The sequence below is a fragment of the Leifsonia williamsii genome (genome assembly GCF_030433685.1).
In the GTDB taxonomy this organism is placed as follows: Bacteria; Actinomycetota; Actinomycetes; order Actinomycetales; family Microbacteriaceae; genus Leifsonia; species Leifsonia williamsii.
On the sequence record NZ_JAROCF010000001.1, the window covers coordinates 2,978,756 to 3,000,947 of the forward strand.

Sequence of the window (22,192 nt, forward strand, 5' to 3'; positions counted from 1 at the left end):
CCGGACGCGGCCGACCCGGTATCCTAGGAACCATGGCACGCAAGGACAAGTCCACCAAGGAGCCCGGTCGGCTGAAGCAGATGTGGCAGGTCTTCCAGATGACCCGCCGCTACGACAACCGGGCGGTGCTGTACATCGTCCTCGGCATCGCGCTGCCCATCGTCGCGGGCGTCCTGCTGGCCGTGTTCCTCTCCGGCGGCAACGTCTTCACGATGGTGCTGTGGATCGTCGCGGGTGTGCTCGCCGGCGTGCTGATCGGCCTCATCATCCTCGGCCGTCGTGCCGAGCGGGCTGCCTACTCGCAGATCGAGGGCCAGCCGGGTGCCGTCGGCGCCGTCCTGCGCTCCTCGCTGAAGCGCAGCTGGCGCGGCTCGGAGATGCCGGTCGCCGTCAACGGCAAGACGCAGGACGCGGTCTACCGTGCCACCGGCCGCGGCGGCGTCGTGCTGATCAGCGAGGGCCCGCAGACCCGCACCCGCCGCATGGTCGAGGAGGAGCGCCGCAAGGTGACCCGCGTGCTGCCGAACGTGCCCGTGACGACCATCAGCGTGGGGCCGGACGCCGACTCCGTGCCGCTGCACAAGATCCCGCGCACGCTGGCCAAGATCAAGCCGACGCTGACCAAGGCGGAGGTGCTGGCCATCAGCAACCGCCTCCAGTCGCTCGAGAACGCCATGCCCATCCCGAAGGGCATCGACCCGATGAAGGTGCGGGCGCAGCGGGCCCGCTAGGCAACAGCCGAGTACGCAGAAAGTCCGCGGGTTCACGTCGAGTCCGCGGACTTTCTGCGTACTCGCGTGTTTGCGACGGGGAGGGTCAGGCGCGGAGGAGGACCGTGCCGGCGATCTTGTCGTGGAAGCCGCGCTGGTCGGAGTCCCAGACGAGCGCCGGGATCACGACGCACAGCAGCGCGGTGCGCACGATCGGACGCCAGACGCCGACCCAGCCGCCGCGGATCGGCACCACGCGCATCCCGAACAGGCGGTGGCCGATGCTGCCGCCGATCGTCGGGATGAACACGATCTGCATCACGGCGAAGATCAGGATGTTCGCCAGCGGGTCATAGCGGAAGAACGCGGCCGAGATCACCGACGCCAGCGCCCAGTCGACGACGATCGCGCCGATGCGGCGACCGGCGCGGCCCACAGACCGCGGACCGGCCTCCGGCAGCCCGAGGCGCTCGCCAGGATAGCGGCTGGGGGCGATGTCGCCGGAGCGGGAGGAGGGGTTCTGGGGCACCCGTCGAGCCTACCCGGCCCGGGTACGCGTAACATCCTGGAAACATTTGCGTCACGGGAGGGAAACGGCCTCCCCCTAGCGTGGATCGTGGCTGCACGTGCAGCCGCTCACCCGCAAGCCATTGGGAGTCCTCCGCATGTTCCGTGATTCTTCCGAGGTGCTCAAGTTCATCAAGGACACCGACGTGAAGTTCCTTGATATCCGCTTCACCGATCTGCCCGGTGTGCAGCAGCACTTCAACATCCCCGCCTCGACCGTCGACGAGGAGTTCTTCTCCGTCGGCCAGCTGTTCGACGGCTCCTCGATCCGCGGCTTCGCGTCGATCCACGAGTCGGACATGCAGCTCATCCCGGACGTCTCGACCGCCTACATCGACCCGTTCCGAGTCGAGCGGACCCTGATCATGGTCTTCGACATCTACAACCCGCGCAACGGCGAGATCTACGCGAAGGACCCGCGCCAGGTGGCCAAGAAGGCCGAGAAGTACCTGGCCTCGACCGGCATCGCCGACACGGCCTTCTTCGCCCCGGAGGCGGAGTTCTACATCTTCGACGACGTGCGCTACGAGGTGAACCAGCACTCCTCCTTCTACGCGGTGGACTCCGAGGAGGGCGCGTGGAACTCCGGCCGCACGGAGGACGGCGGCAACCTCGGCAACAAGACCCCGTACAAGGGCGGCTACTTCCCGGTGAGCCCGGTCGACAAGCAGGCCGACCTGCGCGACGACATCTCACTGAAGCTCATCGACGCCGGCCTCATCCTCGAGCGCGCGCACCACGAGGTGGGCACCGGCGGCCAGGCCGAGATCAACTACCGCTTCGACACCATGGTCCACGCGGCGGACGACATCCTGAAGTTCAAGTACATCGTCAAGAACACGGCCGAGCAGTGGGGAAAGACCGCCACCTTCATGCCGAAGCCGCTCTTCGGCGACAACGGCTCGGGCATGCACACCCACCAGTCGCTGTGGAACGACGGCAAGCCGCTGTTCTACGACGAGGCGGGCTACGGCGGCCTCTCCGACATCGCGCGCTGGTACATCGGCGGCCTGCTCAAGCACGCCCCGGCCGTCCTGGCGTTCACGAACCCGACGGTGAACTCGTTCCACCGCCTGGTCCCCGGCTTCGAGGCCCCGGTCAACCTGGTCTACTCGGCCGGCAACCGCTCGGCGTCGATCCGCATCCCGATCACGGGCACCAACCCGAAGGCGAAGCGCATCGAGTTCCGCGCGCCCGACGCCTCCGGCAACCCGTACCTCGCCTTCGCCGCCCAGCTCATGGCCGGCCTCGACGGCATCAAGAACCGCATCGAGCCGCACGAGCCGGTCGACAAGGACCTCTACGAGCTGCCGCCCGAGGAGGCCAAGAACATCCCCCAGGTTCCGGCGTCGCTCGGCGAGGCCCTCGACGCGCTCGAGGCCGACCACGACTTCCTCACCGCGGGCGGCGTGTTCACCCCCGAGCTCATCGAGACGTGGATCGAGTACAAGCGCGAGAAGGAGATCAAGCCCCTCGCGCAGCGCCCGCACCCGTTCGAGTACGAGCTGTACTACGGGGTCTGAGCCGCAGGGTTCGACACAGCAGGAGGGCCGCATCCCGGATTCGGGGTGCGGCCCTTCCGCGTTCACGGCCGCGTGACCCGCGTGATGCGGTGCGTGCGGTGGAAGAGTGAGCGCATGGCCCTCTCTCCGCAGACGCTCGACGACCGACCGCCGCGCCGTCGCGGCCAGGGCCGCCGCGCAGGCATCCGGGGTGGCGCACATGGGAGCGCATGCCCTCGGAGCGGCCGCGTATGCGGCGAAAGCGGCGGCACTCGCCACGCCCGACGATCCCGGGGCGTTCGACGCCGAGCTGGAGTGGCAGCTCGCCCGGCTCGATCCCTCCGCCCGCGAGGCGCTGCGCCGTCTGCCGCAGCTGGGTGAAGACGGGTCCGGCCCGCTCGGGACGGGCCTGCTCACCACAGGGACGCTCGGGGAGGCCATCCGCACCCTTCAGGCGCGCCTCTGAGCAGAGGCGGGAGAGGGCGGGAGCGGAGAAGGGCCTCGCCGCCGGCGGAGGGGTCGGGCCGCCGGCGGCGCGCCGGTCTCGGGGCGTTCCCGCCTAGTCCGCCGGGATCAGGGTGAAGTCGGCCGCCGGGTCGGCGATCCCCTCGGCGAAGGCGGCCAGGCTGTCGGAGCGGGAGTCGATGCGCCAGTCGTTGGTCGAGCGCTCGCCTCCGACGTAGCTCGTGATCGCGAGGCTGAACCAGGAGAAGCCGATGATGTCGGCGTTCTTCGAGTCGTGGAACTGCTCGAAGAACGTCTTCACCCAGCCCGGTTTGTGGCCGTCGGTCTCCGAGGCTCCCACCTCCGCCAAGAAGATCGGTTTGCTGGTCAGCGTGCGCAGCTGGTCGAGGCTGCGGTCGAAGGTGTAGCCGGCGGTGAAGTCGTTGCCGGCGCGCCAGGGCGGGCGCAGGTACCCCGACAGGCCGACCCAGTCCACGTAGTCGTCGCCCGGATAGTAGCCGGCCAGGAACTCCTGCGTGGTGTGCGAGGACGGCTGCATGTTGTTGATGATGTTCGGCGCCCAGACCCAGATGACGAGCGCGTTCGCGCCTTCGGCCTGGAAGATGTCGTGGACGTGCCGCCACATCTTCACGTAGTCGCCCACGTTGTTGCCGTTGATCGCCTTGCCGCTGCCGTTCAGCTCCGACCACGGGTACCAGGTGCCGTTCATCTCATGGTCGAGGCGGATGGCGAGCGGGAGGCCCGTGGCGACGATGTCCTTCGCGTACTGGTGCAGATAGGCGTCGAAGCCGCCACCGATGATGGTCGGGAGGGAGTACTCCGGCGCGCTGTTGGAGTTGTTGCCGGCGGCGATCGGGCGCGACTCCCAGGTCATGAGCGGGAGGCGGCCCTGCTGCCAGGCGCGCTGCACGGCGCTCACCCGGAAGTCCTCGTCCCAGCCGCTGAAGTAGCCGACGACGTTGGGCTCGACGCCGATCTTCTTCGCCGTCGCGTCGAGGGTCGCCCAGTTGAAGGGCGCCTGCTCGGTGTACATCCCGAAGTAGCGGTGCTCGGGGTGGAGGAGGGAGTCGCGGCTCGGCGCGGTGATGACCGCCGCGGGGTCCTCGTCGGGCTTCTCGGTCCCTCCGGGGGTGGAGTCGCCGCCGGGCGACCCGGCGGCAGGGACCTTGGGCGGCTTGGTGGCGTTCGTCGTCTTCGAGCCGGAACCCTTCCCGCCGCTCGAACCCTTGTCGCCGCTGCCGGTGCCGGTGTCGGACTCCGCCTCCAAGGCGCCCAGCTGGTCCTGGGTCCGGGCGAGCTGCTGCTGCAGGGAAGCGACCTGCTTCGCGTGCGCGGCGGCGGAGGCGGCGGCTGCGGCCGCGGCGTTCTTCAGCTTGCCGTTCTGCGACGCGACCTGACCCTTCGCGGTCTTCAACTGCTGCTGCAGCAGGGCGTTCTGAGCGGTCAGCGGGTTGGCCGCAGCCACCACTGTGTCCGCGGCCTCCCGGACGGGACTGTCGGGAGACGACCAGACGAACCACGACACCGCGCCGAGCGTGACGACGAGTGCGGAGGCGGCGATGGCCGTGAGGCGCGCATTGGTGCGGTTGCGGGCCCAGAAGCGGAGTGATCGGTTCGACATGGGTGCCCTCCTGTCGGGGAGTCCGGTCGGGAGAAGGTCGCGCATCCACGTCATCGGGGATCGAGTGGCCCCAGTCTGGGGGTCACGCTCCGAGGCGGCAAGGCGAGGAGAAGCGATTTAACCTCACCGAAACCCGAGCATTACTCCGCCGACATCTGCGGCGAAGGCCGCTACACGCTCGGCGTGGGCCGCTGCGGCGGGCCGTAGAAGGCGCGCTCGAACACGGCGCGCGCCCGGCGGGTGACGCCGAGGTAGTCCTCCTCGAGGCGGGAGGCGGAGCCGGGCGGGTACTCCATCAGGCGGGCGACGCCGTCGAGGGCGACGCGGTCGGAGGGGAGGACGTCGGCCGTCTTGTTCGTCCAGAGGGTCATCGCCGAGCGGACGCGGGAGGCGAACACCCACGCCTCGCGGAGCTTCGCGGCGTCGTCCGGCTCGACCAGCCCCTCCGCCGCCGCAACGGCCAGGGCGTCCAGCGTGGAGGTGGTGCGCAGTGCGGGGATGGCAGCGGCGTGCTGCAACTGGATGAGCTGCACGAACCACTCCACGTCGCTCAGCGAGCCGCGGCCGAGCTTGAGATGGCGGGACGGGTCGGCGCCCTGCGGGAGCCGCTCGTTCTCGACCCGGGCCTTGATGCGCTTGACCTCGCGCACCTCCTGCTCGCCGATGCTCACCGGATAGCGGATCTCGTCGGCCAGCGCGGTGAAGTCGTCGAGCAGCGGGCTATCCCCCGCCACGCCGCGGGCGCGCAGCAGGGCCTGCGCCTCCCAGGTCAGCGACCAGCGGCGGTAGTAGGCGCGGTACGACTCCAGCGAGCGCACGGGCGGCCCGTTCTTCCCCTCGGGGCGCAGGCCGATGTCGAGGTCGAGCGGGAGGCGGTTGTCCTCGGTGAGCCGGTTGAGGTCGGAGACGATGGCGAGCGCGGCGCGGTGTGCGGCCTCCGGGTTCACCGGGTCGCCGTCGGCGTTCACGTCGAGCGGGCGGAAGACATGCATGACGTCGGCGTCCGAGCCGAAGCCGAGCTCCCTCCCGCCGAACCGCCCCATGCCGATGATCGCGAACTCGATACGGTCGGCGTCGCCGCGGGCGGAGCGGATGGCGGCGAGCACGCCCTGCAGCAGGTTCTCGTTGACGTCGGTCAGGCCGCGGGCGAGCTCCTCGATGGTGGCGAAGCCGAGGATGCCCGAGAACGCGAGCCGCAGCACCTCGCGCCGGCGTACCGCCCGCAGCGCGGCCGCGGCGGTCTCGGGCGAGGCGTGCCTGGCGAGGATCGCGAGCGTCTCCTCGCGCAGCAGCTGGGGTGAGCGCGGGCGGAGCTCGTCCTCCGACTCCAGCCAGGCGACGGCCTCGGGGATGCGCCCGAGCAGCTCGCCGGCGTAGCGCGAGCCCGACAGCACCCGGGTCAGCCGCTCGGCGGCGCCGGTGGAGTCGCGCAGCATCCGCAGATACCAGTGCGTCGAGCCCAGCTCCTCACTGAGCCGGCGGAAGGTGAGGAGGCCGTAGTCCGGGTCGGCGCCGTCGGTGAACCACTGCAGCAGCACCGGCAGCAGGTGGCGCTGGATCGTGGCGCGGCGGGAGACGCCGGCGGTGAGCGCCGCGATGTGGGCGAGGGCGCCCCGCGGGTCGCGGAAGCCGATCGCGGCGAGACGCGCCTCCGCCTGCTCGCTCGTCAGTTCTGCACCTCCGCCCAGGCGGGCGTCCTCGGCGGAGGTGGTGGCGACGGCGCTGAGCAGCGGACGGTAGAACAGCCGCTCGTGCAGCCCGCGGACCCGCAGCTTGACCTCCGCCCACTGCGCCAGCAGCCGCTCGGCGCTGGTCGCGAGGCCGGTGGCCCTGGCGAGGATGCGCACGTCGCCCTCGTCGCGCGGCATGAGGTGCGTGCGCGACAGCCGGCGCAGCTGGAGGCGGTGCTCCATGAGACGCAGGGTGCGGTAGTCGTGCGAGAACGCGGCCGACTCCTCCCGGCCGATGTAGCCCTGCTCGGCGAGAGCGCGGAGGGCGGGGAGGGTCGCGCGCTGGCGGACCAGCTCGTCGGTCTGGCCGTGGACCAGTTGCAGCAGCTGCACGGTGAACTCGACGTCGCGCAGCCCGCCCGGGCCGAGCTTGAGCTGGTACTGCACCTCGTCGTCGGGGATGTGCTCGGTGACGCGCTCGCGCATCCGCTGCACCGACTCGACGAAGTTCTCGCGCGAGGCGCTGCTCCACACCTTCGGCGCCAGCGCGGCGACGTACCGCTCCCCCAGGTCGCGGTCACCGGCGAGCGGTCGCGCCTTGAGCAGGGCCTGGAACTCCCATCCCTTCGCCCAGCGGTCGTAGTAGGCGATGTGGGAGTCGAGGGTGCGCACCAGGGCACCGTCCTTGCCCTCGGGCCGGAGGTTCGGGTCGACCTCCCACAGCCCCGGCTCGATCGCCGGCTCGTGGATGCCGCGCATGGTGAGCATCGCCAGCCGCGTCGCGATGTCGACGGCCCGGCCGGAGGAGAGCCCGGCCTCCTCGACGCCCTCGGTCACGAAGATCACGTCGACGTCGCTGACGTAGTTGAGCTCGCCCGCGCCGGCCTTGCCCATGCCGATGACGGCGAACGGCGTCGCGCGCACCTCCTTCTCGGGGTAGCGGCCGGGGCCGGCGCCCGCGGTCTGCGCGCGTGCGACGGCGAGCGAGGCCTCCAGCGCGGCGGCGGCGAGGTCGGAGAGCGCGGCGGCGACGCCGTCGAGCCCGGCGACCGGGTCCTCCTGCTCGAGGTCGAAGCTCGCCAGCTGCACGAGCCGGCGGCGATAGCGGACGCGGAGGGCCGTCCAGGCCGGCTCATCGGTGATCGCCGCGAAGCCGTCGACCGCGCCGACGCTGTCGAGCAGGTCGGCCCGCAGCTCCTCCGCCGTCGGCAGCGCGGTGATCGGGTAGTCGAGGGCCGCGAGCTCGGCCGGCTGCCGCAGGAAGAACTCGGCAGCGCCCTCCGACGCTCCGATGACGCGCAGCAGCCGCCGGGCGTCGTTGAGCGAGGGCACGTACCGCGTCGTCTGCACGGGCGCGTGCCGCAGCAGCCGCAGGATGAGCGCCAGCGCCGTGTCGGGGTCGGCGGCCGCCGAGAGCGCGGGCAGCAGGTCGTCGACCGGGAGGCCGGTGAGCTCGACCAGCTCGTCCAGCTCGGCGCGCACCGAGCTCAGCCCGACGAAGCCCGCACGCGCGAGCGTGGTGAGGGGGAGCTTCTCGCGCGTCACGACGTCGGCCTCCTCACAGCGCTCGGGCGATCAGGCGCGGCTCAGAGGATCTCGAGGTTCGTGCGCAACTCGAACGGCGTCACCTGCGACCGGTACTGCGCCCACTCGCGCCGCTTGTTGGCGAGCACGTAGTTGAACACCGACTCCCCCAGGGTCTCTGCGACGAGCTCCGAGTCCTCCATCAGCGAGATGGCGTGGTCGAGGCTGGCCGGCAGCGGGTTGTAGCCGAGCGCGCGCCGCTCGGCGTCGCTCATCTCCCAGACGTTGTCCTCCGCCTCGGGCGGCAGCTCGTACTGGTTCTCGATGCCCGTGAGGCCGGCGGCCAGCATGAGCGAGAAGGCGAGGTACGGGTTGGCGGCGGAGTCGATGGCCCGGTACTCCACGCGCGAGCTCTGGCCCTTGTTGGGCTTGTAGAGCGGCACGCGCACGAGCGCCGACCGGTTGTTGTGCCCCCACGAGACGAAGCTGGGAGCCTCGTCGCCGCCCCACAGGCGCTTGTAGGAGTTGACGAACTGGTTGGTGACGGCCGTGATCTCGGGCGCATGGCGCAGCAGGCCGGCGATGAACTGGCGGCCGATGCGCGAGAGCTGGTACTGGGCGCCTGCCTCGAAGAACGCGTTCGTGTCACCCTCGAAGAGCGACATGTGGGTGTGCATCCCGCTGCCGGGCTGGCCGGAGAGCGGCTTGGGCATGAAGGTCGCGTACACGCCCTGCTCGATCGCCACCTCCTTGATGACGGTGCGGAAGGTCATGATGTTGTCCGCGGTGGTCAGCGCGTCGGCGTAGCGGAGGTCGATCTCGTTCTGGCCGGGGCCGGCCTCGTGGTGGCTGAACTCGACCGAGATGCCGAGATCCTCCAGCATCCGCACGGACCGGCGGCGGAAGTCGTGCGCGGTGCCGCCCGGCACGTTGTCGAAGTACCCGGCGGAGTCGACCGGCTCCGGCCCCTCCGCGCCGAACGACGACGACTTGAGCAGGTAGAACTCGATCTCGGGGTGCGTGTAGAAGGTGAAGCCGCGGTCGGCCGCCTTCTCGAGCGCGCGCTTGAGCACGTTGCGCGGGTCGGAGACGGCGGGCTGGCCGTCGGGCGTCGTGATGTCGCAGAACATGCGCGCGGTGGGGTCGATCTCCCCCCGCCACGGCAGGATCTGGAACGTGGTGGGGTCGGGGTGCGCGAGCAGATCGGACTCGTACGCGCGGGTCAGGCCCTCGATGGCCGAGCCGTCGAAGCCGAGACCCTCGGCGAACGCGCCCTCGACCTCGGCCGGGGCGAGCGCCACCGACTTGAGCGTGCCGACGACGTCGGTGAACCAGAGCCTCACGAACTTGATGCCACGCTCCTCGATCGTACGAAGAACGAAGTCGCGCTGCTTGTCCATCCTGCCCCTTTCGTCAGCCCTCCCAGACTAGTGGAACGGCCGCCCTAGACTGGGGCGCATGAGCGAGCAGTCCCCTGTGCCGAGCGTGCACCCCGCCACCCCGTCGATGCAGGCGCTGAAGCGCGTGCGCACCCGGCACTTCCAGGCGGCGAAGGAGGAGGGCGCTCCCTTCACCGGCCTCACCAGCTACGACATGCTCACCGCGCAGATCTTCGACGAGGCGGGCATCGACTTCCTGCTCGTCGGCGACTCGGCCGGCAACAACGTGCTCGGCTACGACACGACCCTCCCGGTGACGGTCGACGAGCTCATCCCGCTGACCAGGGCCGTCGCGCGGGCGGTCAAGCGCGCGTTCGTCGTCGCGGACATGCCGTTCGGCTCGTACGAGAACGGGCCGCGCGAGGCGCTGCACACCGCCATCCGCTTCATGAAGGAGACGGGCGCGCACGCGGTCAAGCTGGAGGGCGGGGAGCGCAGCGCCGACCAGATCCGCCGGATCGTCGACGCGGGCATCCCCGTCATGGCGCACATCGGCTTCACCCCGCAGAGCGAGCACGGCCTCGGCGGCCACCTCGTGCAGGGCCGGGGAGCCGGCGCCGAGAAACTGCTCGCCGACGCGCGCGCGGTGGAGGCGGCGGGGGCCTTCGCGGTCGTGCTCGAGATGGTGCCCGCCGACGTCGCCCAGCGGGTGACGCAGGAGCTGCGGATCCCGACGATCGGCGTCGGCGCCGGCCCGCACGTCGACGGCCAGCTGCTGGTGTGGACGGACTGGGCCGGGCTCTCCACGGGCCGCATCCCGCGCTTCGTCAAGCAGTATGCCGACCTGAAGGGCGTGCTGTCGGAGGCGGCGCGCGCCTACAAGGAGGACGTGCAGGGCGGGCAGTTCCCGACCGCGGAGCAGAGCTTCTAGCAGCCCGGCCGGATCGGCGGAAGGCTCAGCGACCCTCCTCGGCGTCCTCCTCGGCCCACTTGGCGCTGTTCTCGCGCAGCTTCTCGAGCGCGTGCTCGGCCTCGGCGCGGGTGTCGAACGGGCCGACGCGGTTCGGGGCCGGCGACTGGAAACCCTGCTCCACCTCGCCGGTCTTCATGTTGTACCAGTACTTGTGCTCGGCATCCTGCTGGATCCCGTAGTCGTTCTCGCCGGTCATAAGCTTGATCCTATGCCCAAGGATTCCGCCGGTCACCTGGTCCCCGGCCGCGTCAGCGCGCGGCGTCCCGTGCCTTCGCGCATCCGCCGGCCGGAGTACGTCGGCAAGCCGGGGCCGACGCCGAGCGACCGCGGCGACGTGTACTCGGCCGACGAGATCGCCCTGATCCGCGAGTCGGGCCGGATCGCCGCGCAGGCCATCGAGCTGGTCGGCCGGGCGGTGCGCCCTGGTGTGACGACGGAGGAGCTCGACGCGATCGGCCACGAGTTCCTGATCGAGCACGACGCCTATCCCTCCACCCTGGGCTACCGCGGGTACCCCAAGTCGATCTGCAGCTCGGTCAACGAGGTCGTCTGCCACGGCATCCCCGACGACACGGTGGTCGAGGAGGGCGACATCGTCAACATCGACATCACCGCGTACAAGAACGGGTTCCACGGCGACAGCAACCAGACCTTCATCGCCGGCACCGCCTCCGAGGAGGTGACGCTGCTGGTGGAGCGGACGCGGGAGGCGCTGAACCGCGGCATCAAGGCCGTCGCGCCAGGCCGGCAGGTCAACATCATCGGGCGGGCGATCGAGTCGTACGCCAAGCGGTTCGGCTACGGCGTGGTGCGCGACTTCACCGGCCACGGCGTCGGCGCCTCCTTCCACTCCGGGCTGATCATCCCCCACTACGACTCGGCGCCGGCGTACCACGACGTGATGGAGGTGGGGATGGTCTTCACGATCGAGCCGATGCTCACCCTCGGCACGCACGAGTGGGAGATGTGGGACGACGACTGGACCGTCGTCACCCGCGACCGCAGCATCACCGCGCAGTTCGAGCACACGATCGTGGTGACCGAGCGCGGGGCGGAGATCCTCACCCTGCCCTGACCTCGGTGGCCGGGGCGCCGGAGGTGGCCGGAGCGCCGGACGTCGCCGGGGCGGGCGGAGTGGCAGCACCGGCGGCCTGCGCGGGGGCCGCTCCCGGCGCGGGCAGCACGAAGGCGATCGCCACGCACAGCGCTGTGAGCGCGGTCGCCACCCAGAACGACGCGCCGAACGCCGCGGAGAGGCTCGCGCCTCCCGCCACCGCCGCCTGAAGCAGCACCGCGAACACGGCGGTGCCGAACGCGCCTCCCAGCTGCTGGGCCGTCCTGGTGAGGATGCTCGAGTGCGCGATCTGCTCGCCCTGGAGCTGCTGGTACGACGCGACCATCAGCGGCATGGTCACCGCGCCGAGACCGAAGCCGCGCACGAACAGCGCCACGATGAGCAGCGGGTCGAACGCGGCCGAGGGCGCGAAGGCGAACGGCAGCGTGCCGACGGTCACGATGACGAAGCCGGCGACGGCGACCCAGCGGGTGCCGATGCGGTCGGTGAGACGACCGACCAGTCCGCGGCTGGCGAGCGTGCCGAGCCCCTGCGACACCAGGAGGAAACCAGCGCCGAGCGCGTCCAGGCCGCGCACCTGCTGGTAGAACAGCGGCAGCAGCAGCATCGCGCCGTAGAGGACGACGCCGGAGAGGAACAGCAGGGACGAGCCCGACCAGACCGAGCGGACCTTCAGCAGGCGCAGGTCGACCAATGCCGTGTCGCGCCGCTGCAGCGCCCACCCCGTGAACCCGGCGAGGAGGACGGCGCCCAGAGCGAGCGGGAGCCAGGCGTCGGTCCGGGCGAAGCCGCCCTGCAGCACGGAGTCGGAGAGCCCGAGCAGGATGCCCACCAGGCCGGGGACCAGCAGCACCACGCCGACGATGTCGAGGCGGCGGCGCGGGTCGCGACCAGGGCCTCCCACCAGCATCCGCCAGGCCAGGAGCAGGCCGACGAGGCAGAAGGGGATGTTGACCCAGAAGACCCAGCGCCAGTCCCCCAGTGCGAGGATGAGGCCGCCGAGCACCGGCCCGAGGATCGGCCCGGCCATCGCGGGAAGGCCGACGATGGCCGAGACGCGGCCCAGCTGGCGGCCCCCGGCGACCTCGATGACCATGGTGGTCATCACGGGGAGCATGAGGCCTCCGCCGACACCCTGCAGGACGCGGAAGGCGATCAGGCTGTCGGCGTCCCAGGCGAAGCCGCAGAGCACGGAGCCCAGGAGGAAGATCCCGAGCGCCGTCATCCACACCCGCTTGCCGCCGAACCGCGCCAGGCACCAGGCCGACAGCGGGACGGTCGCCGCGAGGGCCAGCAGATACCCCGTGGTGACCCATTGGATGTGCGCGACGTCGGTGTGGAGGTCGGTGGCCAGCGCGTGCAGGGCGATGCTCAGGATGGTCGTGTCGAACACCACCGCGAGCGCCCCGATGACGAGGGCGGTCGCCGTCCTGACCACGGTCCTGTCGAGTTTCTCGGTCGCCATGTGCGTCTCCTTAAGATGCGTAGCTGTATCTTACCGAGACGATAGCGCTCCGAGATAAGATGCACAAATGGACTCTCAGCCCTCCCCCAGCCGACGCCGCCGCGGCGCCGAACTGGAGGCCGCTCTGCTCGACGCGGCGTGGCAGGAGCTCGACGAATCGGGCTACTCCGCGCTCACGATGGAGGCCGTCGCCGCCCGCGCGGGCACCAGCCGCCCGGTGATCGCCCGCCGCTGGCCCTCGCGCAGCGACCTCGCGATGGCCGCGATCCGGCACCACCTCGGCACCGACCCTGTCGACATCCCCGATCACGGGAGCCTGCGGGAGGACGTGCTCGACCTGCTCCGGCAGTCCAACGAACGGCGGAGCGGCATCGCTGCTCCCCTGCTGCTGCGCTTCTCCGGCATCCTCGGTGAGGCCGAGGGCGGCATCGCGGGGCTCCGCGAGCGCTTCCTCGGCGAGCGGCCGGAGTGGATGCGGACGCTGCTCGAACGGGCGCAGGAGCGCGGCGAGGTCGATCTCGACCGGCTCCCTCCCCTCGTGGTGCAGCTGCCGCTGATGCTGCTGCGGCACGAGCTGCTGCTGCGGATGGCGGCCGTCGACGACGCGATGATCGTCTCGATCGTCGACGACGTGTTCCTGCCCCTGGCGACCGCCTCGGTGGGCGGCGCCGATGCGCGGTAGATTCGAGGCATGACTGCGCAGAAGCATGCGATCGGCATCGACATCGGCGGAACGGGGATCAAGGGGGCGCTGGTCGACCTCGAGTCCGGTGAGCTGCTGAGCGACCGGATCAAGCTGCCCACCCCCGACGGCGGCAAGCCGGACGGGATCGTCGAGGTGACGAAGGAGATCGTCGACCAGCTCGCCGCCCAGGCGCCCGACGTCCCGGTCGGGGTGTGCTTCCCGGCGATCGTGAGCCACGGCGTCACGATGTCGGCGGCGAACGTGTCGAAGAAGTGGATCGGCCTCGACGCCGAGGAGCTGTTCGAGAAGTCGCTCGGCCGCGACATCCACTTCGTCAACGACGCCGATGCGGCCGGGTACGCCGAGACGCGGTTCGGGGCGGCGAAGGACAAGGACGGCCTGGTCATCATGACCACGCTCGGCACCGGCATCGGATCGGCCCTCATCTACGACGGCGTGCTGATCCCGAACGCGGAGCTCGGGCACCTGGAGATCGACGGCCACGACGCGGAGTCCCGCGCGGCCTACTCGGCGAAGGAGCGCGAGGACCTCAGCTGGGAGAAGTGGGCGAAGCGCCTGCAGAAGTACTACTCGACGGTCGAGTTCCTGTTCACCCCCGACCTGTTCATCGTGGGCGGCGGCGTCTCGAAGAACTACGAGTCGTTCCTCCCGCTGCTCGACCTGAAGACGCCGATCGTGCCGGCCGTGCACCGCAACAACGCGGGCATCCTCGGCGCCGCGGCGCTCGCGGTCCGCGGCGAGCGCCGGGAGGCCGGCGCGCGCGGACGCACGGCTGAGGTCGGCACTCCGTCCGAGGGCGAGGCGGAGAAGGACAACGCGGAGAAGGGCAAGGCCGAGAAGGCCACTGCCTGAGCACCGACGTACGGGTATCGACGATGCCTCGTGGCCGCCTGCGGGTGATGCTCGGCGCCGCGCCCGGTGTGGGCAAGACCTACGCCATGCTCGAGGAGGGCAGGAGGCTGCGCGACCTGGGCACGGACGTGGTCGTCGCCGTCGCCGAGACGCACGAGCGCGCCGCGACCGCCGCCCTGCTCGACGGGCTGGAGGTGCTCCCCCGCCGCCGCATCGATCACCGCGGCGTCACGCTCGCCGAACTCGACCTCGACGCCGTGCTCGCCCGTCGGCCGCAGCTCGCCCTGGTCGACGAGCTCGCGCACACCAACGCGCCCGGCTCGGCCAACGAGAAGCGCTGGCAGGATGTGGAGGCGATGCTCGCCGCGGGCATCGACGTCACCTCCACCGTCAACATCCAACACATCGCGTCGCTCATCGACGTGGTCGAGCAGATCACCGGCGCGCGGCAGCGTGAGACCGTTCCCGACGCGGTGCTGCGCGCCGCCGATCAGATCGAGCTGGTCGATCTCGCTCCGCAGGCGTTGCGCGACCGGCTCGCCGAGGGGCTGGTCTATCCGACCGCCCGCATCGACGCTGCGCTGTCGAACTACTTCCGGCTAGGCAACCTCACTGCGCTGCGCGAGCTGGCCCTGCTGTGGCTGGCCGACGAGGTGGACAGCGCCCTGCAGCGCTACCGCGCCGAACACGGCATCGCGGGCACCTGGGAGGCGCGCGAGCGCGTCGTCGTCGCCCTCACCGGCGGCCCGGAAGGGCAGACGCTGCTGCGCCGCGGCGCCAGGATCGCCGCGCGTGCGGCGGGCGGCGAGCTGCTCGCGGTGCACGTCACCGGCCAGGACGGCCTGCGCGAGTCGACCCCCGGTGCGCTCGCGGAGCAGCGCGCCCTTGTGGAGCAGCTCGGCGGCACCTACCACCAGGTCGTCGGCGACGACATCCCACGCGCCCTGGTGGCCTTCGCCAGGGCCGAGAACGCGACTCAGCTCGTCATCGGCGTCTCCCGCCGCAGCAGGCTCTCGGCGCTGCTGACCGGGCCGGGCATCGGCGCGACCGTCATCCGGGAGTCCGGCGACATCGACGTGCACATCGTGTCGCACTCGCGCGCGGGCGGGAGGTTCAGCCTCCCGCGTCCCCGCGGCGGACTGACCGTGCGGCGGCGCGTGTACGGCTTCGTGCTGGCCGTGATCGGCGGGCCGCTGCTGACCCTGCTGCTGACGAGCCTCCGCTCGCCGGAGTCGATGACCGCCGACGTGCTGAGCTACCAGCTGCTCGTCGTGGTGGTCGCCCTCGTCGGCGGGATCTGGCCGGCGGTCTTCGCCGCGCTGCTCTCGGGGCTGACCCTCGACTACTTCTTCGTGGAGCCGCTCTACACGATCACCGTCGGGGAGCCGCTGCACGTGGTGGCGCTGCTGCTGTACGTGGTGATCGCCGTGCTCGTCAGCATCGTGGTCGATCAGGCGGCGCGCCGGACGCGGGTCGCACAGCGCGCGGCGGCCGAGGCCGAGCTTCTCGCGACCGTCGCCGGCGGGGTCATCCGCGGCGAGGACGCGCTGCAGGCACTCGTCACGCGCACCAGGGAGGCGTTCGGGCTGGCCGGCGTGCGCCTCCTCGTCGGCGGCGAGGTGGTCACGGCCGACGGCGAGCCCGCCGAGCCCGCGCTCACCCGCACGGTGCCGCTGGGCGACCGCGGCACGCTGGAGCTGTCGGGCCGCGAACTCGAGGCCGCCGACCGCCGCCTCCTCGCCGCCATCGTCGCGCAGCTCGACGCGGCGCTCGAACACCGGGACCTCGCGGCGACCGCCGGCGAGCTGGCCCCGCTGGCCGAGGCCGACCGGGTGCGCAGCGCGCTGCTCGCGGCGGTCGGGCACGACTTGCGGAGCCCGCTCGCCTCCGCCACCGCGGCGGTCAGCACGCTCCGGCAGACCGGGCTCGCGCTCAGCGACGCCGACAGGGACGAGCTGCTCGCGACCGCCGACGAGAGCCTCCACGGCCTCGCAGCGCTCGTGACGAACCTGCTCGACGCGAGCCGGGTGGAGGCGGGCGTGCTGGGGGTCTCGCTCGCCCCGACCGAGCTCGACGACGTCGTGCCGCCCGCCCTCGACGAGCTCGCTCTCGGCCCCGGGCAGGTGGAGCTCGACCTGCCCGCCGACGTGCCGCCGCTCCTCGCCGACGGCGTGCTGCTGCAGCGCGTGCTCGTCAACCTGCTGGGCAACGCCGTCCGCTACTCCCCCGCCGACCGCCCTCCGGTCATCGCCGCGAGCGAGTTCGGCGGCACGGTGCAGCTGCGGGTGATCGACCACGGCCCCGGCATCCCCGCCGAGCGTCGCGACGCCGTCTTCCTGCCGTTCCAGCGCCTCGGCGACACCGACAACGACAGCGGCATCGGGCTCGGCCTCGCGCTGTCGAAGGGCTTCGTGGAGGGCATGGGCGGCACCCTCGAGGCCGAGGACACCCCGGGCGGCGGCCTCACCATGGTCGTCGCCCTGCCCGCGGCGGCCGGCCCGACCGCGACGCGATCAGCACCCCCAGCGACCGACGGAGAGGACCAGGCGTGAAGATCCTCATCGCCGACGACGACGGCCAGATGCTCCGCGCCCTGCGCATCCTGCTCAGCGCGCACGGCTACGAGGTGCTCACCGCCGCGACCGGTGCGGAGGCGCTGGCCCAGGCGGTCGAGCACCACCCCGATCTCGTCATGCTCGACCTGGGCATGCCAGAGCTCGACGGCATCGAGGTCATCCAGGGGCTCCGCGGCTGGACGGCGGTGCCGATCCTCGTCGTCTCCGGACGCACCGGTTCGGCCGACAAGGTCGACGCCCTCGACGCCGGCGCCGACGACTACGTGACCAAGCCCTTCGCGGCCGACGAGCTGCTGGCGCGCATCCGTGCCCTGACCCGGCGGCAGGCCGGCCCGGCCGACGAGCCGGTCGTGCGCTTCGGCGACGTCGCCGTCGACCTCGCCGCCCGCCAGGTGACCAGGGCGACGCCCGACGGCGAGCAGTCCGTGCGGCTGACGCCGACCGAATGGGCGCTGCTGGAGGTGCTGCTGCGCAACCCGCGCCGGCTCGTGACCCGCCAGGCGCTGCTGACCCAGGTGTGGGGGCCGCAGTTCACGCGCGACACCGGGTACCTCCGGCTCTACCTCGCACAGCTGCGCAAGAAGCTGGAGCCGGAGCCCTCGCACCCGCGTTACCTGCTGACGGAGGCGGGGATGGGGTACCGGTTCGTGCCCGACGCCTGAGCGGCACGAGGCAGGAAGGGAATGGGCCGGCTGATACGCCGGGTTCTGTCACGGCGCGGGAAGCGCCGCGGACGGCCATCTATCTCGGAGCGACGTTGCCGCCGCCCTCCAGCGGTCTACCCGGGGACTCGGCGAGCAGCCTCGTCGTCCCCTGTCTGACCTTGCTCCGGGCGAGGTTTACACAGCCGGCCGGGTCACCCCGGTCGCTGGTGGTCTCTTACACCACCGTTTCACCCTTACCGCGGGCCGAGGCCCGTGGCGGTCTGCTCTCTGTTGCACTGTCTCGCGGGTCACCCCGGGTGGGCGTTACCCACCGCCCTGCTCTGCGGAGCCCGGACGTTCCTCGGCGGCCCGCTCACGCGGACCGACGCGACCGTCTTGCCGACCCATTCCGCCATCAACGATAGCGCAGCGGGCTCGGGAGGCCGCCTACAGGCCCGAGTCCTCGCCGCGCACCAGGATGGCGCCGCTGTCCGGGCACAGCACGACGTCGTCTGCGGCGGCACGTCGGATCTCGGACAGGTCGGACTCGGTCAGCTTGACGTTCGAGCCCATCGAGACGCCGCGCACCAGCGCCGCGGCGCCGAGCCCGTACCGCGCGCGCTGGCGCTCGTAGAGCTCGATCAGGTCGGCGGGCAGCGCGCCCGCGATGGTGGCACGGTCCGTCGCCAGCGCCTCCCGCTGCGCGTTCAGCTTGCCGGCCTCCTCGTCGCGTGCGGCCTCCAGCGCGGCGATCCGCTCGTCCTGCTCGGCACGCTCGGCGTCGACCGCGGCGAGCGCCTTCTCGAGGTCCTCGACGCGCTGCATCACGGTCAGCTCGATCTCCTCGAGGTCGCTCTGCCGCTTGGCGAGGGAGGCCAGCTCGGCCTCGAGCGCCTGCACGTCCTTGACCGAGGCGGTGTGCTGCACACGCTCGTTGTCGCGGGCGACCCGCGCCTCCACCAGCTTCACGTCGGACTCGACGCGGCCGAGTTCGGCGCGGGCGTCCTCCAGCTCGCCGGTCGCCGCGATCCAGCGGGCGCGGAGCGCCTCGACCTCGGGCTGCAGGGCGGCCAGCTCCTTCGCCTGCGGGAGGCTGGAGGCGGCGTGGGCGAGCTGCGCGAGGCGCGTGTCGGCGGCCTGGAGGCGCAGGAGCTCGTTCTGGTCGGCGGGGCTGGCTTTCACGGTGCGGTGCTCCCTGGTCGGGGTGGATCTGGATCGTATGGAGTTCTGGAGGCCGCGCGAGCGGTCATTGCAGGATCGCGAAGTCCCACGGGTCGGTGCGCAGCTCGCTGACGACGACCTCGACGCCGGGGAGCGCCGCGCGCAGCTGCTCGGCCGCGGTGTCGAGCCACAGCCACTCGCTGGCCCAGTGCGACACGTCGAGCAGGGCGGGGCCTCCGCCCATCGCCGCCTGTTCGCGGGCCTCGGACGCCGGGTGGTGCCGCAGGTCGGCGGTGATGTAGACGTCGGAGCCGCGCACGGCCTCCGATCCGAGCAGCGAGTCGCCCGCACCGCCGCAGACGGCGACGCGCGAGACCGGCTGGTGGTAGTCGCCGGACGCACGGACGCCGCCGGCGGTCGGAGGAAGGATGTCGGCGAGCGCCCGCGCCAGCGCGCCGAGCGTGGTCGGCTCTGCCAGCGTGCCGACGCGACCGATGCCGGTCACGCCGTCGGCGGCGGGCGCGATGGGCGCGGTGTCGTGCAGGCCCAGCCGGCCGGCGAGGACCGCACTCGTGCCGTCGGCGACCACGTCGGCGTTGGTGTGCGCGGCGATCAGGGCGCAGTCGTTGCGGATCAGGCGGGCGAGCAGCGCGCCCTTGTAGCGGTCCTCCGCGACGCTCGTCACCCCGCGCAGCAGCAGCGGGTGGTGGGCGAGGAGGAGGTCGGCGTTCGTCTCGACGGCCTCGTCGACGGTCGCGGCGACGGCGTCGACGGCGAGCAGGATGCGCTCGACCGGGGCAGCAGGGTCGCCGGCGACGAGACCGGGCGCGTCCCAGCTCTCGGCGCCCGAGAGCGGCCACAGGCGCTCGACGGTCTCGCGGACGGAGCTGACGGTGTGCGGCACGGGATAGAGCCTACGGGATGCGCCCCGGACGAGTACCCCTCGACCGTGCCGTTCAGCGTGCCCGGTCGGCATGCCCGTGCGGCCTGCCCGTTCAGCCGAGCACGCGCTCCTGTCGGCGCACGGCCGGGATGCCCGCGACCATCGGCGTCAGCAGGCCGAGCGCGAGCGCCGCTGGCACGCCGATGTCGGTCGCGCCGAGCCCGGCGGTGGTGTCGACGCCCGCCAGCCGGAAGAGGTATCCCTCCCACGCCAGCCACGGCACGTCGGAGGAGACCAGGCCGAAGCCGACGACGCTCCCGACGACGAGCATCCCCAGGTTCACCCAGCGCCAGTCGGGATAGACCCCGCCCCGCTCGAGCAGCGACGGCTGGTGGAAGCGCCGCATCCGCAGCATCATCTCCCCGGCGAAGATGCCCGACCAGGCCGCGATCGGCACCGACAGCGCGGTCGGGATGCCGCGGATCAGCCCGGCGAGGTCGGTCACCGTCAGCGCGAGGCCGGCGCCCGCGAGCGCGATGGCGCCCGCCGTGACGAGCGTGCTCCACCGTCTCCCGAGCCGCACCCCGAGTGCGTCGAGGGTGAAGCCGGCCGAGTAGCAGGTGAGCACGAGCGCCGAGATCAGGCTGAGCACGACCGACAGGAGCAGCGCCACGGCGAACCACCAGGGCAGGCCGAGCCGGGCGAGCGCGCCGACCGGGTCGCGGGCCAGGCCGACCGCGAGCTCGGGGCTCGACGCGGCGAGGAGGCCGCCATACGACACCAGGACGAGCGGCGGCACCGCGGCGCCGAAGGTCGCCCACAGCATCCCCGTCGCCCCCGACGACGTCGGCCGCTGGTAGCGGGCGACCTCGGCGCTGCTCATGGCCCACGCCAGTCCGAGGTAGCTGAACACGATGACGGCGCCGGTGATGACGTGCGTCCACAGCGCGTCGGGGAAGGCGAGGGCGCTTCCCACGTCGACCTGCGGCCAGGTCGCCGCGATCACGATCACGATGAGCACCGCGGAGGCGATGGTGAGCACGAGCTGCACCCGCGCGACGAGCGCGTACCCGAACCAGGCGATCACCCCCGCGACCGCGATCGCGAGGACCAGCGCGACGGAGGTCCACACGACCGGCCCGCTCGCCCAGCCCTGGGCGACGGCGAGCGAGCCGGCGGCCGTCCCGGCGAGCCACAGCAGCACGGCGCCCCAGAAGAGCTTGACCAGGAGAGCCAGCACGGTCGGCACGATGTTGCCCAGCATCCCGAAGGTCGCCCGCGACACCACCATCGTCGGCTGCCCGCTCCACTTGCCGGCGAGCGTCCCCAGCCCGAGGGGCAGGAACGAGAGCGCGACGCCGACGAGCGTGGCGACGAGCAGCTGGCGGAGGCTCAGGCCCAGCGTGAACAAGGTCGCCCCGACCCCGACCGAGATGAGGGAGGAGGTCGCGGCGAACCACAGCCAGAACAGCCGGGAGGCCCGCCCCACCCGCCGGTCGAGCGGCGACGCCTCCAGGTCGGTGGTCTCTGGCACGAACAGCGGCGGCGGCGTCGGCTCGACCCCCGAGAGCACGGCCTCGTCGTCGAGGAGCCGGCGGGAGGCCAGCGGCGCGTGCTCGGCCTGCGCGACGTCGTCGGCGTCGTCGGCCACGTCGCGGTCGATGTGGTCGCCGGGCGCGGTGGCGGGGCCAAGCGTGTGCGTCGTGATCGGGCCGGAGGCGGTGGAGGTGGAGGTGGCGGTCGCGGTCGCGGCGGACAGCGGGACCGGCTCGACGGACTCGGGCGTCGGTGCTGGCGCGGCAGGCGGCTCGGCGCTCGCGGTCGTGGCGATGCTCAGCGAAGGGACGTGCGGAGGCTCGACCTCGGCGGGCGGCTCCGGCTCGGACTCCACCGCAGCTTCAGGCCCCACCGCAGCTTCAGGCTCGACCGCAGGTTCAGGCTCGACCGCAGGTTCAGGCTCGACCGCAGGTTCAGGCTCCGGCGCCGGTGGCACCACCGGGATGACACCTGTCGCACCCGCGACCCACGGGCTGAAGGTCGGCTGCGGCCCGGTCCGCTCCCGCCGCACGGGCAGATCCTCGAAGCTGATGGCCACCGTGGGCGGCCCGACCCAGCTCTCCCCGTCCTCCTCGTCAGCCTCCTGCACCTCCTCAACCGGCGCGTCCTCCACCGGCTCGGGCTCCGCCGCCAGGTCCACCGGCTCCGGTTCCGGCGGCGCCACAGCCGCCACCGGCTCGGCCTCGCCCACCGCCTCCGGCCCGGGAGCCGTCGCCGCATGCCGCGGCTCCCGCCGCAGCGCGTACGCGCCCGTGATGATGGGGATCGCCGAGGTGATCCGCGCGACCTCCTGCTCGAGGGCGCTGGCCAGCTCGTCATCGCTGTGACGATCGCCGCCGGGTGCCCGCTCCATACCGAAACC

At 71.9% G+C, this 22,192-nt stretch carries 18 protein-coding genes and 1 other RNA gene; 9 read left to right on the plus strand and 10 right to left on the minus strand.

The genetic code is table 11. The features are described from left to right. Positions 1-32: 32 nt before the first annotated feature. A complete protein-coding gene (locus P5G50_RS14040; protein WP_301208235.1) occupies positions 33-731 on the plus strand; it encodes a DUF4191 domain-containing protein in 699 nt (232 codons plus the stop codon). Between the two features lie 85 nt (positions 732-816). On the opposite strand, the gene P5G50_RS14045 is transcribed toward P5G50_RS14040, so the two are convergent. Next, complete coding sequence (locus P5G50_RS14045; protein WP_301208234.1) at positions 817-1,239, minus strand: RDD family protein; 423 nt, start codon at positions 1,237-1,239, stop codon at positions 817-819. A 136-nt stretch (positions 1,240-1,375) separates the two neighbouring features. Here P5G50_RS14045 and glnA (P5G50_RS14050) point away from each other — a divergent pair, with 136 nt between their 5' ends. Beyond that, positions 1,376-2,800 carry a type I glutamate--ammonia ligase gene (gene glnA / locus P5G50_RS14050; RefSeq protein WP_301208233.1) on the plus strand — a complete coding sequence of 475 codons (1,425 nt, stop codon included), beginning with the start codon at positions 1,376-1,378 and terminating at the stop codon, positions 2,798-2,800. A 106-nt stretch (positions 2,801-2,906) separates the two neighbouring features. After that, entirely contained in the window at positions 2,907-3,245 is a 339-nt protein-coding gene (locus tag P5G50_RS14055) for a putative immunity protein (RefSeq protein WP_363319509.1), read from the plus strand. A 93-nt stretch (positions 3,246-3,338) separates the two neighbouring features. Here P5G50_RS14055 and P5G50_RS14060 read toward each other — a convergent pair whose 3' ends face one another. The 3 genes from P5G50_RS14060 to glnA (P5G50_RS14070) all read right to left on the minus strand — a co-directional run bounded on the left by P5G50_RS14060 (position 3,339) and on the right by glnA (P5G50_RS14070) (position 9,459). Next, entirely contained in the window at positions 3,339-4,865 is a 1,527-nt protein-coding gene (locus P5G50_RS14060; protein WP_301208232.1) for a glycosyl hydrolase, read from the minus strand. Positions 4,866-5,035: 170 nt separating this feature from the next. Then, positions 5,036-8,080 carry a bifunctional [glutamine synthetase] adenylyltransferase/[glutamine synthetase]-adenylyl-L-tyrosine phosphorylase gene (locus P5G50_RS14065; protein WP_301208231.1) on the minus strand — a complete coding sequence of 1,015 codons (3,045 nt, stop codon included), beginning with the start codon at positions 8,078-8,080 and terminating at the stop codon, positions 5,036-5,038. Positions 8,081-8,121: 41 nt separating this feature from the next. Next, entirely contained in the window at positions 8,122-9,459 is a 1,338-nt protein-coding gene (glnA, locus tag P5G50_RS14070) for a type I glutamate--ammonia ligase (protein WP_301208230.1), read from the minus strand. A 58-nt stretch (positions 9,460-9,517) separates the two neighbouring features. Here glnA (P5G50_RS14070) and panB point away from each other — a divergent pair, with 58 nt between their 5' ends. After that, entirely contained in the window at positions 9,518-10,369 is an 852-nt protein-coding gene (gene panB, locus P5G50_RS14075) for a 3-methyl-2-oxobutanoate hydroxymethyltransferase (protein ID WP_301208229.1), read from the plus strand. A gap of 25 nt (positions 10,370-10,394) precedes the next feature. Here panB and P5G50_RS14080 read toward each other — a convergent pair whose 3' ends face one another. Continuing rightward, on the minus strand, positions 10,395-10,607 hold the full coding sequence (locus tag P5G50_RS14080) for an SPOR domain-containing protein (protein WP_301208228.1): 213 nt from the start codon (positions 10,605-10,607) through the stop codon (positions 10,395-10,397). A gap of 12 nt (positions 10,608-10,619) precedes the next feature. Between P5G50_RS14080 and map the strand changes: the two genes are divergently transcribed. Further along, positions 10,620-11,486, plus strand: coding sequence for a type I methionyl aminopeptidase (gene map / locus P5G50_RS14085; protein ID WP_301208227.1), 867 nt, complete (start codon positions 10,620-10,622; stop codon positions 11,484-11,486). Here map and P5G50_RS14090 read toward each other — a convergent pair. Beyond that, positions 11,473-12,951 (minus strand): MDR family MFS transporter, encoded by a 1,479-nt coding sequence (locus tag P5G50_RS14090; protein WP_301208226.1) that lies wholly within the window; start codon positions 12,949-12,951, stop codon positions 11,473-11,475. The genes map and P5G50_RS14090 overlap by 14 nt on opposite strands. 67 nt (positions 12,952-13,018) lie before the next feature. Here P5G50_RS14090 and P5G50_RS14095 point away from each other — a divergent pair, with 67 nt between their 5' ends. From P5G50_RS14095 to P5G50_RS14110, 4 genes are read left to right on the plus strand one after another with little or no spacing between them, the layout of a single operon-like run. Continuing rightward, a complete protein-coding gene (locus P5G50_RS14095) occupies positions 13,019-13,633 on the plus strand; it encodes a TetR/AcrR family transcriptional regulator (RefSeq protein WP_301208225.1) in 615 nt (204 codons plus the stop codon). 9 nt (positions 13,634-13,642) lie between these two features. Beyond that, a complete protein-coding gene (gene ppgK / locus P5G50_RS14100) occupies positions 13,643-14,509 on the plus strand; it encodes a polyphosphate--glucose phosphotransferase (protein ID WP_301208224.1) in 867 nt (288 codons plus the stop codon). A 23-nt stretch (positions 14,510-14,532) separates the two neighbouring features. After that, positions 14,533-17,061: a DUF4118 domain-containing protein gene (locus P5G50_RS14105; protein ID WP_301208223.1), complete on the plus strand. Its 2,529-nt coding sequence runs from the start codon at positions 14,533-14,535 to the stop codon at positions 17,059-17,061. Then, on the plus strand, positions 17,058-17,747 hold the full coding sequence (locus P5G50_RS14110; RefSeq protein WP_301208222.1) for a response regulator: 690 nt from the start codon (positions 17,058-17,060) through the stop codon (positions 17,745-17,747). The genes P5G50_RS14105 and P5G50_RS14110 overlap by 4 nt, the downstream gene beginning before the upstream one ends. 18 nt (positions 17,748-17,765) lie before the next feature. On the opposite strand, the gene rnpB is transcribed toward P5G50_RS14110, so the two are convergent. The 4 genes from rnpB to P5G50_RS14130 all read right to left on the minus strand — a co-directional run bounded on the left by rnpB (position 17,766) and on the right by P5G50_RS14130 (position 22,183). After that, positions 17,766-18,136: RNase P RNA component class A (rnpB, locus tag P5G50_RS14115), an RNA gene on the minus strand. Positions 18,137-18,176: 40 nt separating this feature from the next. Beyond that, positions 18,177-18,911, minus strand: a complete 735-nt coding sequence (locus P5G50_RS14120) for a zinc ribbon domain-containing protein (RefSeq protein ID WP_301208221.1) — start codon at positions 18,909-18,911, stop codon at positions 18,177-18,179. A gap of 64 nt (positions 18,912-18,975) precedes the next feature. Then, the gene (locus P5G50_RS14125) at positions 18,976-19,794 is read right to left on the minus strand and encodes a Nif3-like dinuclear metal center hexameric protein (protein ID WP_301208220.1); all 819 of its coding nucleotides are present in this window, start codon (positions 19,792-19,794) and stop codon (positions 18,976-18,978) included. Between the two features lie 91 nt (positions 19,795-19,885). Beyond that, entirely contained in the window at positions 19,886-22,183 is a 2,298-nt protein-coding gene (locus P5G50_RS14130) for a purine-cytosine permease family protein (RefSeq protein WP_301208219.1), read from the minus strand. Between the last annotated feature and the right edge of the window lie 9 nt (positions 22,184-22,192).

Bases quoted from the DNA above. Each gene is read 5' to 3' on its own strand.
- glnA (WP_301208233.1), top strand. From the start codon at position 1,376: ATGTTCCGTGATTCTTCCGAGGTGCTCAAGTTCATCAAGGACACCGAC.
- map (WP_301208227.1), top strand. From the start codon at position 10,620: ATGCCCAAGGATTCCGCCGGTCACCTGGTCCCCGGCCGCGTCAGCGCG.
- P5G50_RS14095 (WP_301208225.1), top strand. From the start codon at position 13,019: ATGGACTCTCAGCCCTCCCCCAGCCGACGCCGCCGCGGCGCCGAACTG.
- P5G50_RS14040 (WP_301208235.1), top strand. From the start codon at position 33: ATGGCACGCAAGGACAAGTCCACCAAGGAGCCCGGTCGGCTGAAGCAG.
- P5G50_RS14130 (WP_301208219.1), bottom strand. From the start codon at position 22,183: ATGGAGCGGGCACCCGGCGGCGATCGTCACAGCGATGACGAGCTGGCC.
- ppgK (WP_301208224.1), top strand. From the start codon at position 13,643: ATGACTGCGCAGAAGCATGCGATCGGCATCGACATCGGCGGAACGGGG.
- P5G50_RS14105 (WP_301208223.1), top strand. From the start codon at position 14,533: ATGCCTCGTGGCCGCCTGCGGGTGATGCTCGGCGCCGCGCCCGGTGTG.
- P5G50_RS14080 (WP_301208228.1), bottom strand. From the start codon at position 10,607: ATGACCGGCGAGAACGACTACGGGATCCAGCAGGATGCCGAGCACAAG.
- panB (WP_301208229.1), top strand. From the start codon at position 9,518: ATGAGCGAGCAGTCCCCTGTGCCGAGCGTGCACCCCGCCACCCCGTCG.
- P5G50_RS14090 (WP_301208226.1), bottom strand. From the start codon at position 12,951: ATGGCGACCGAGAAACTCGACAGGACCGTGGTCAGGACGGCGACCGCC.
- P5G50_RS14060 (WP_301208232.1), bottom strand. From the start codon at position 4,865: ATGTCGAACCGATCACTCCGCTTCTGGGCCCGCAACCGCACCAATGCG.
- glnA (WP_301208230.1), bottom strand. From the start codon at position 9,459: ATGGACAAGCAGCGCGACTTCGTTCTTCGTACGATCGAGGAGCGTGGC.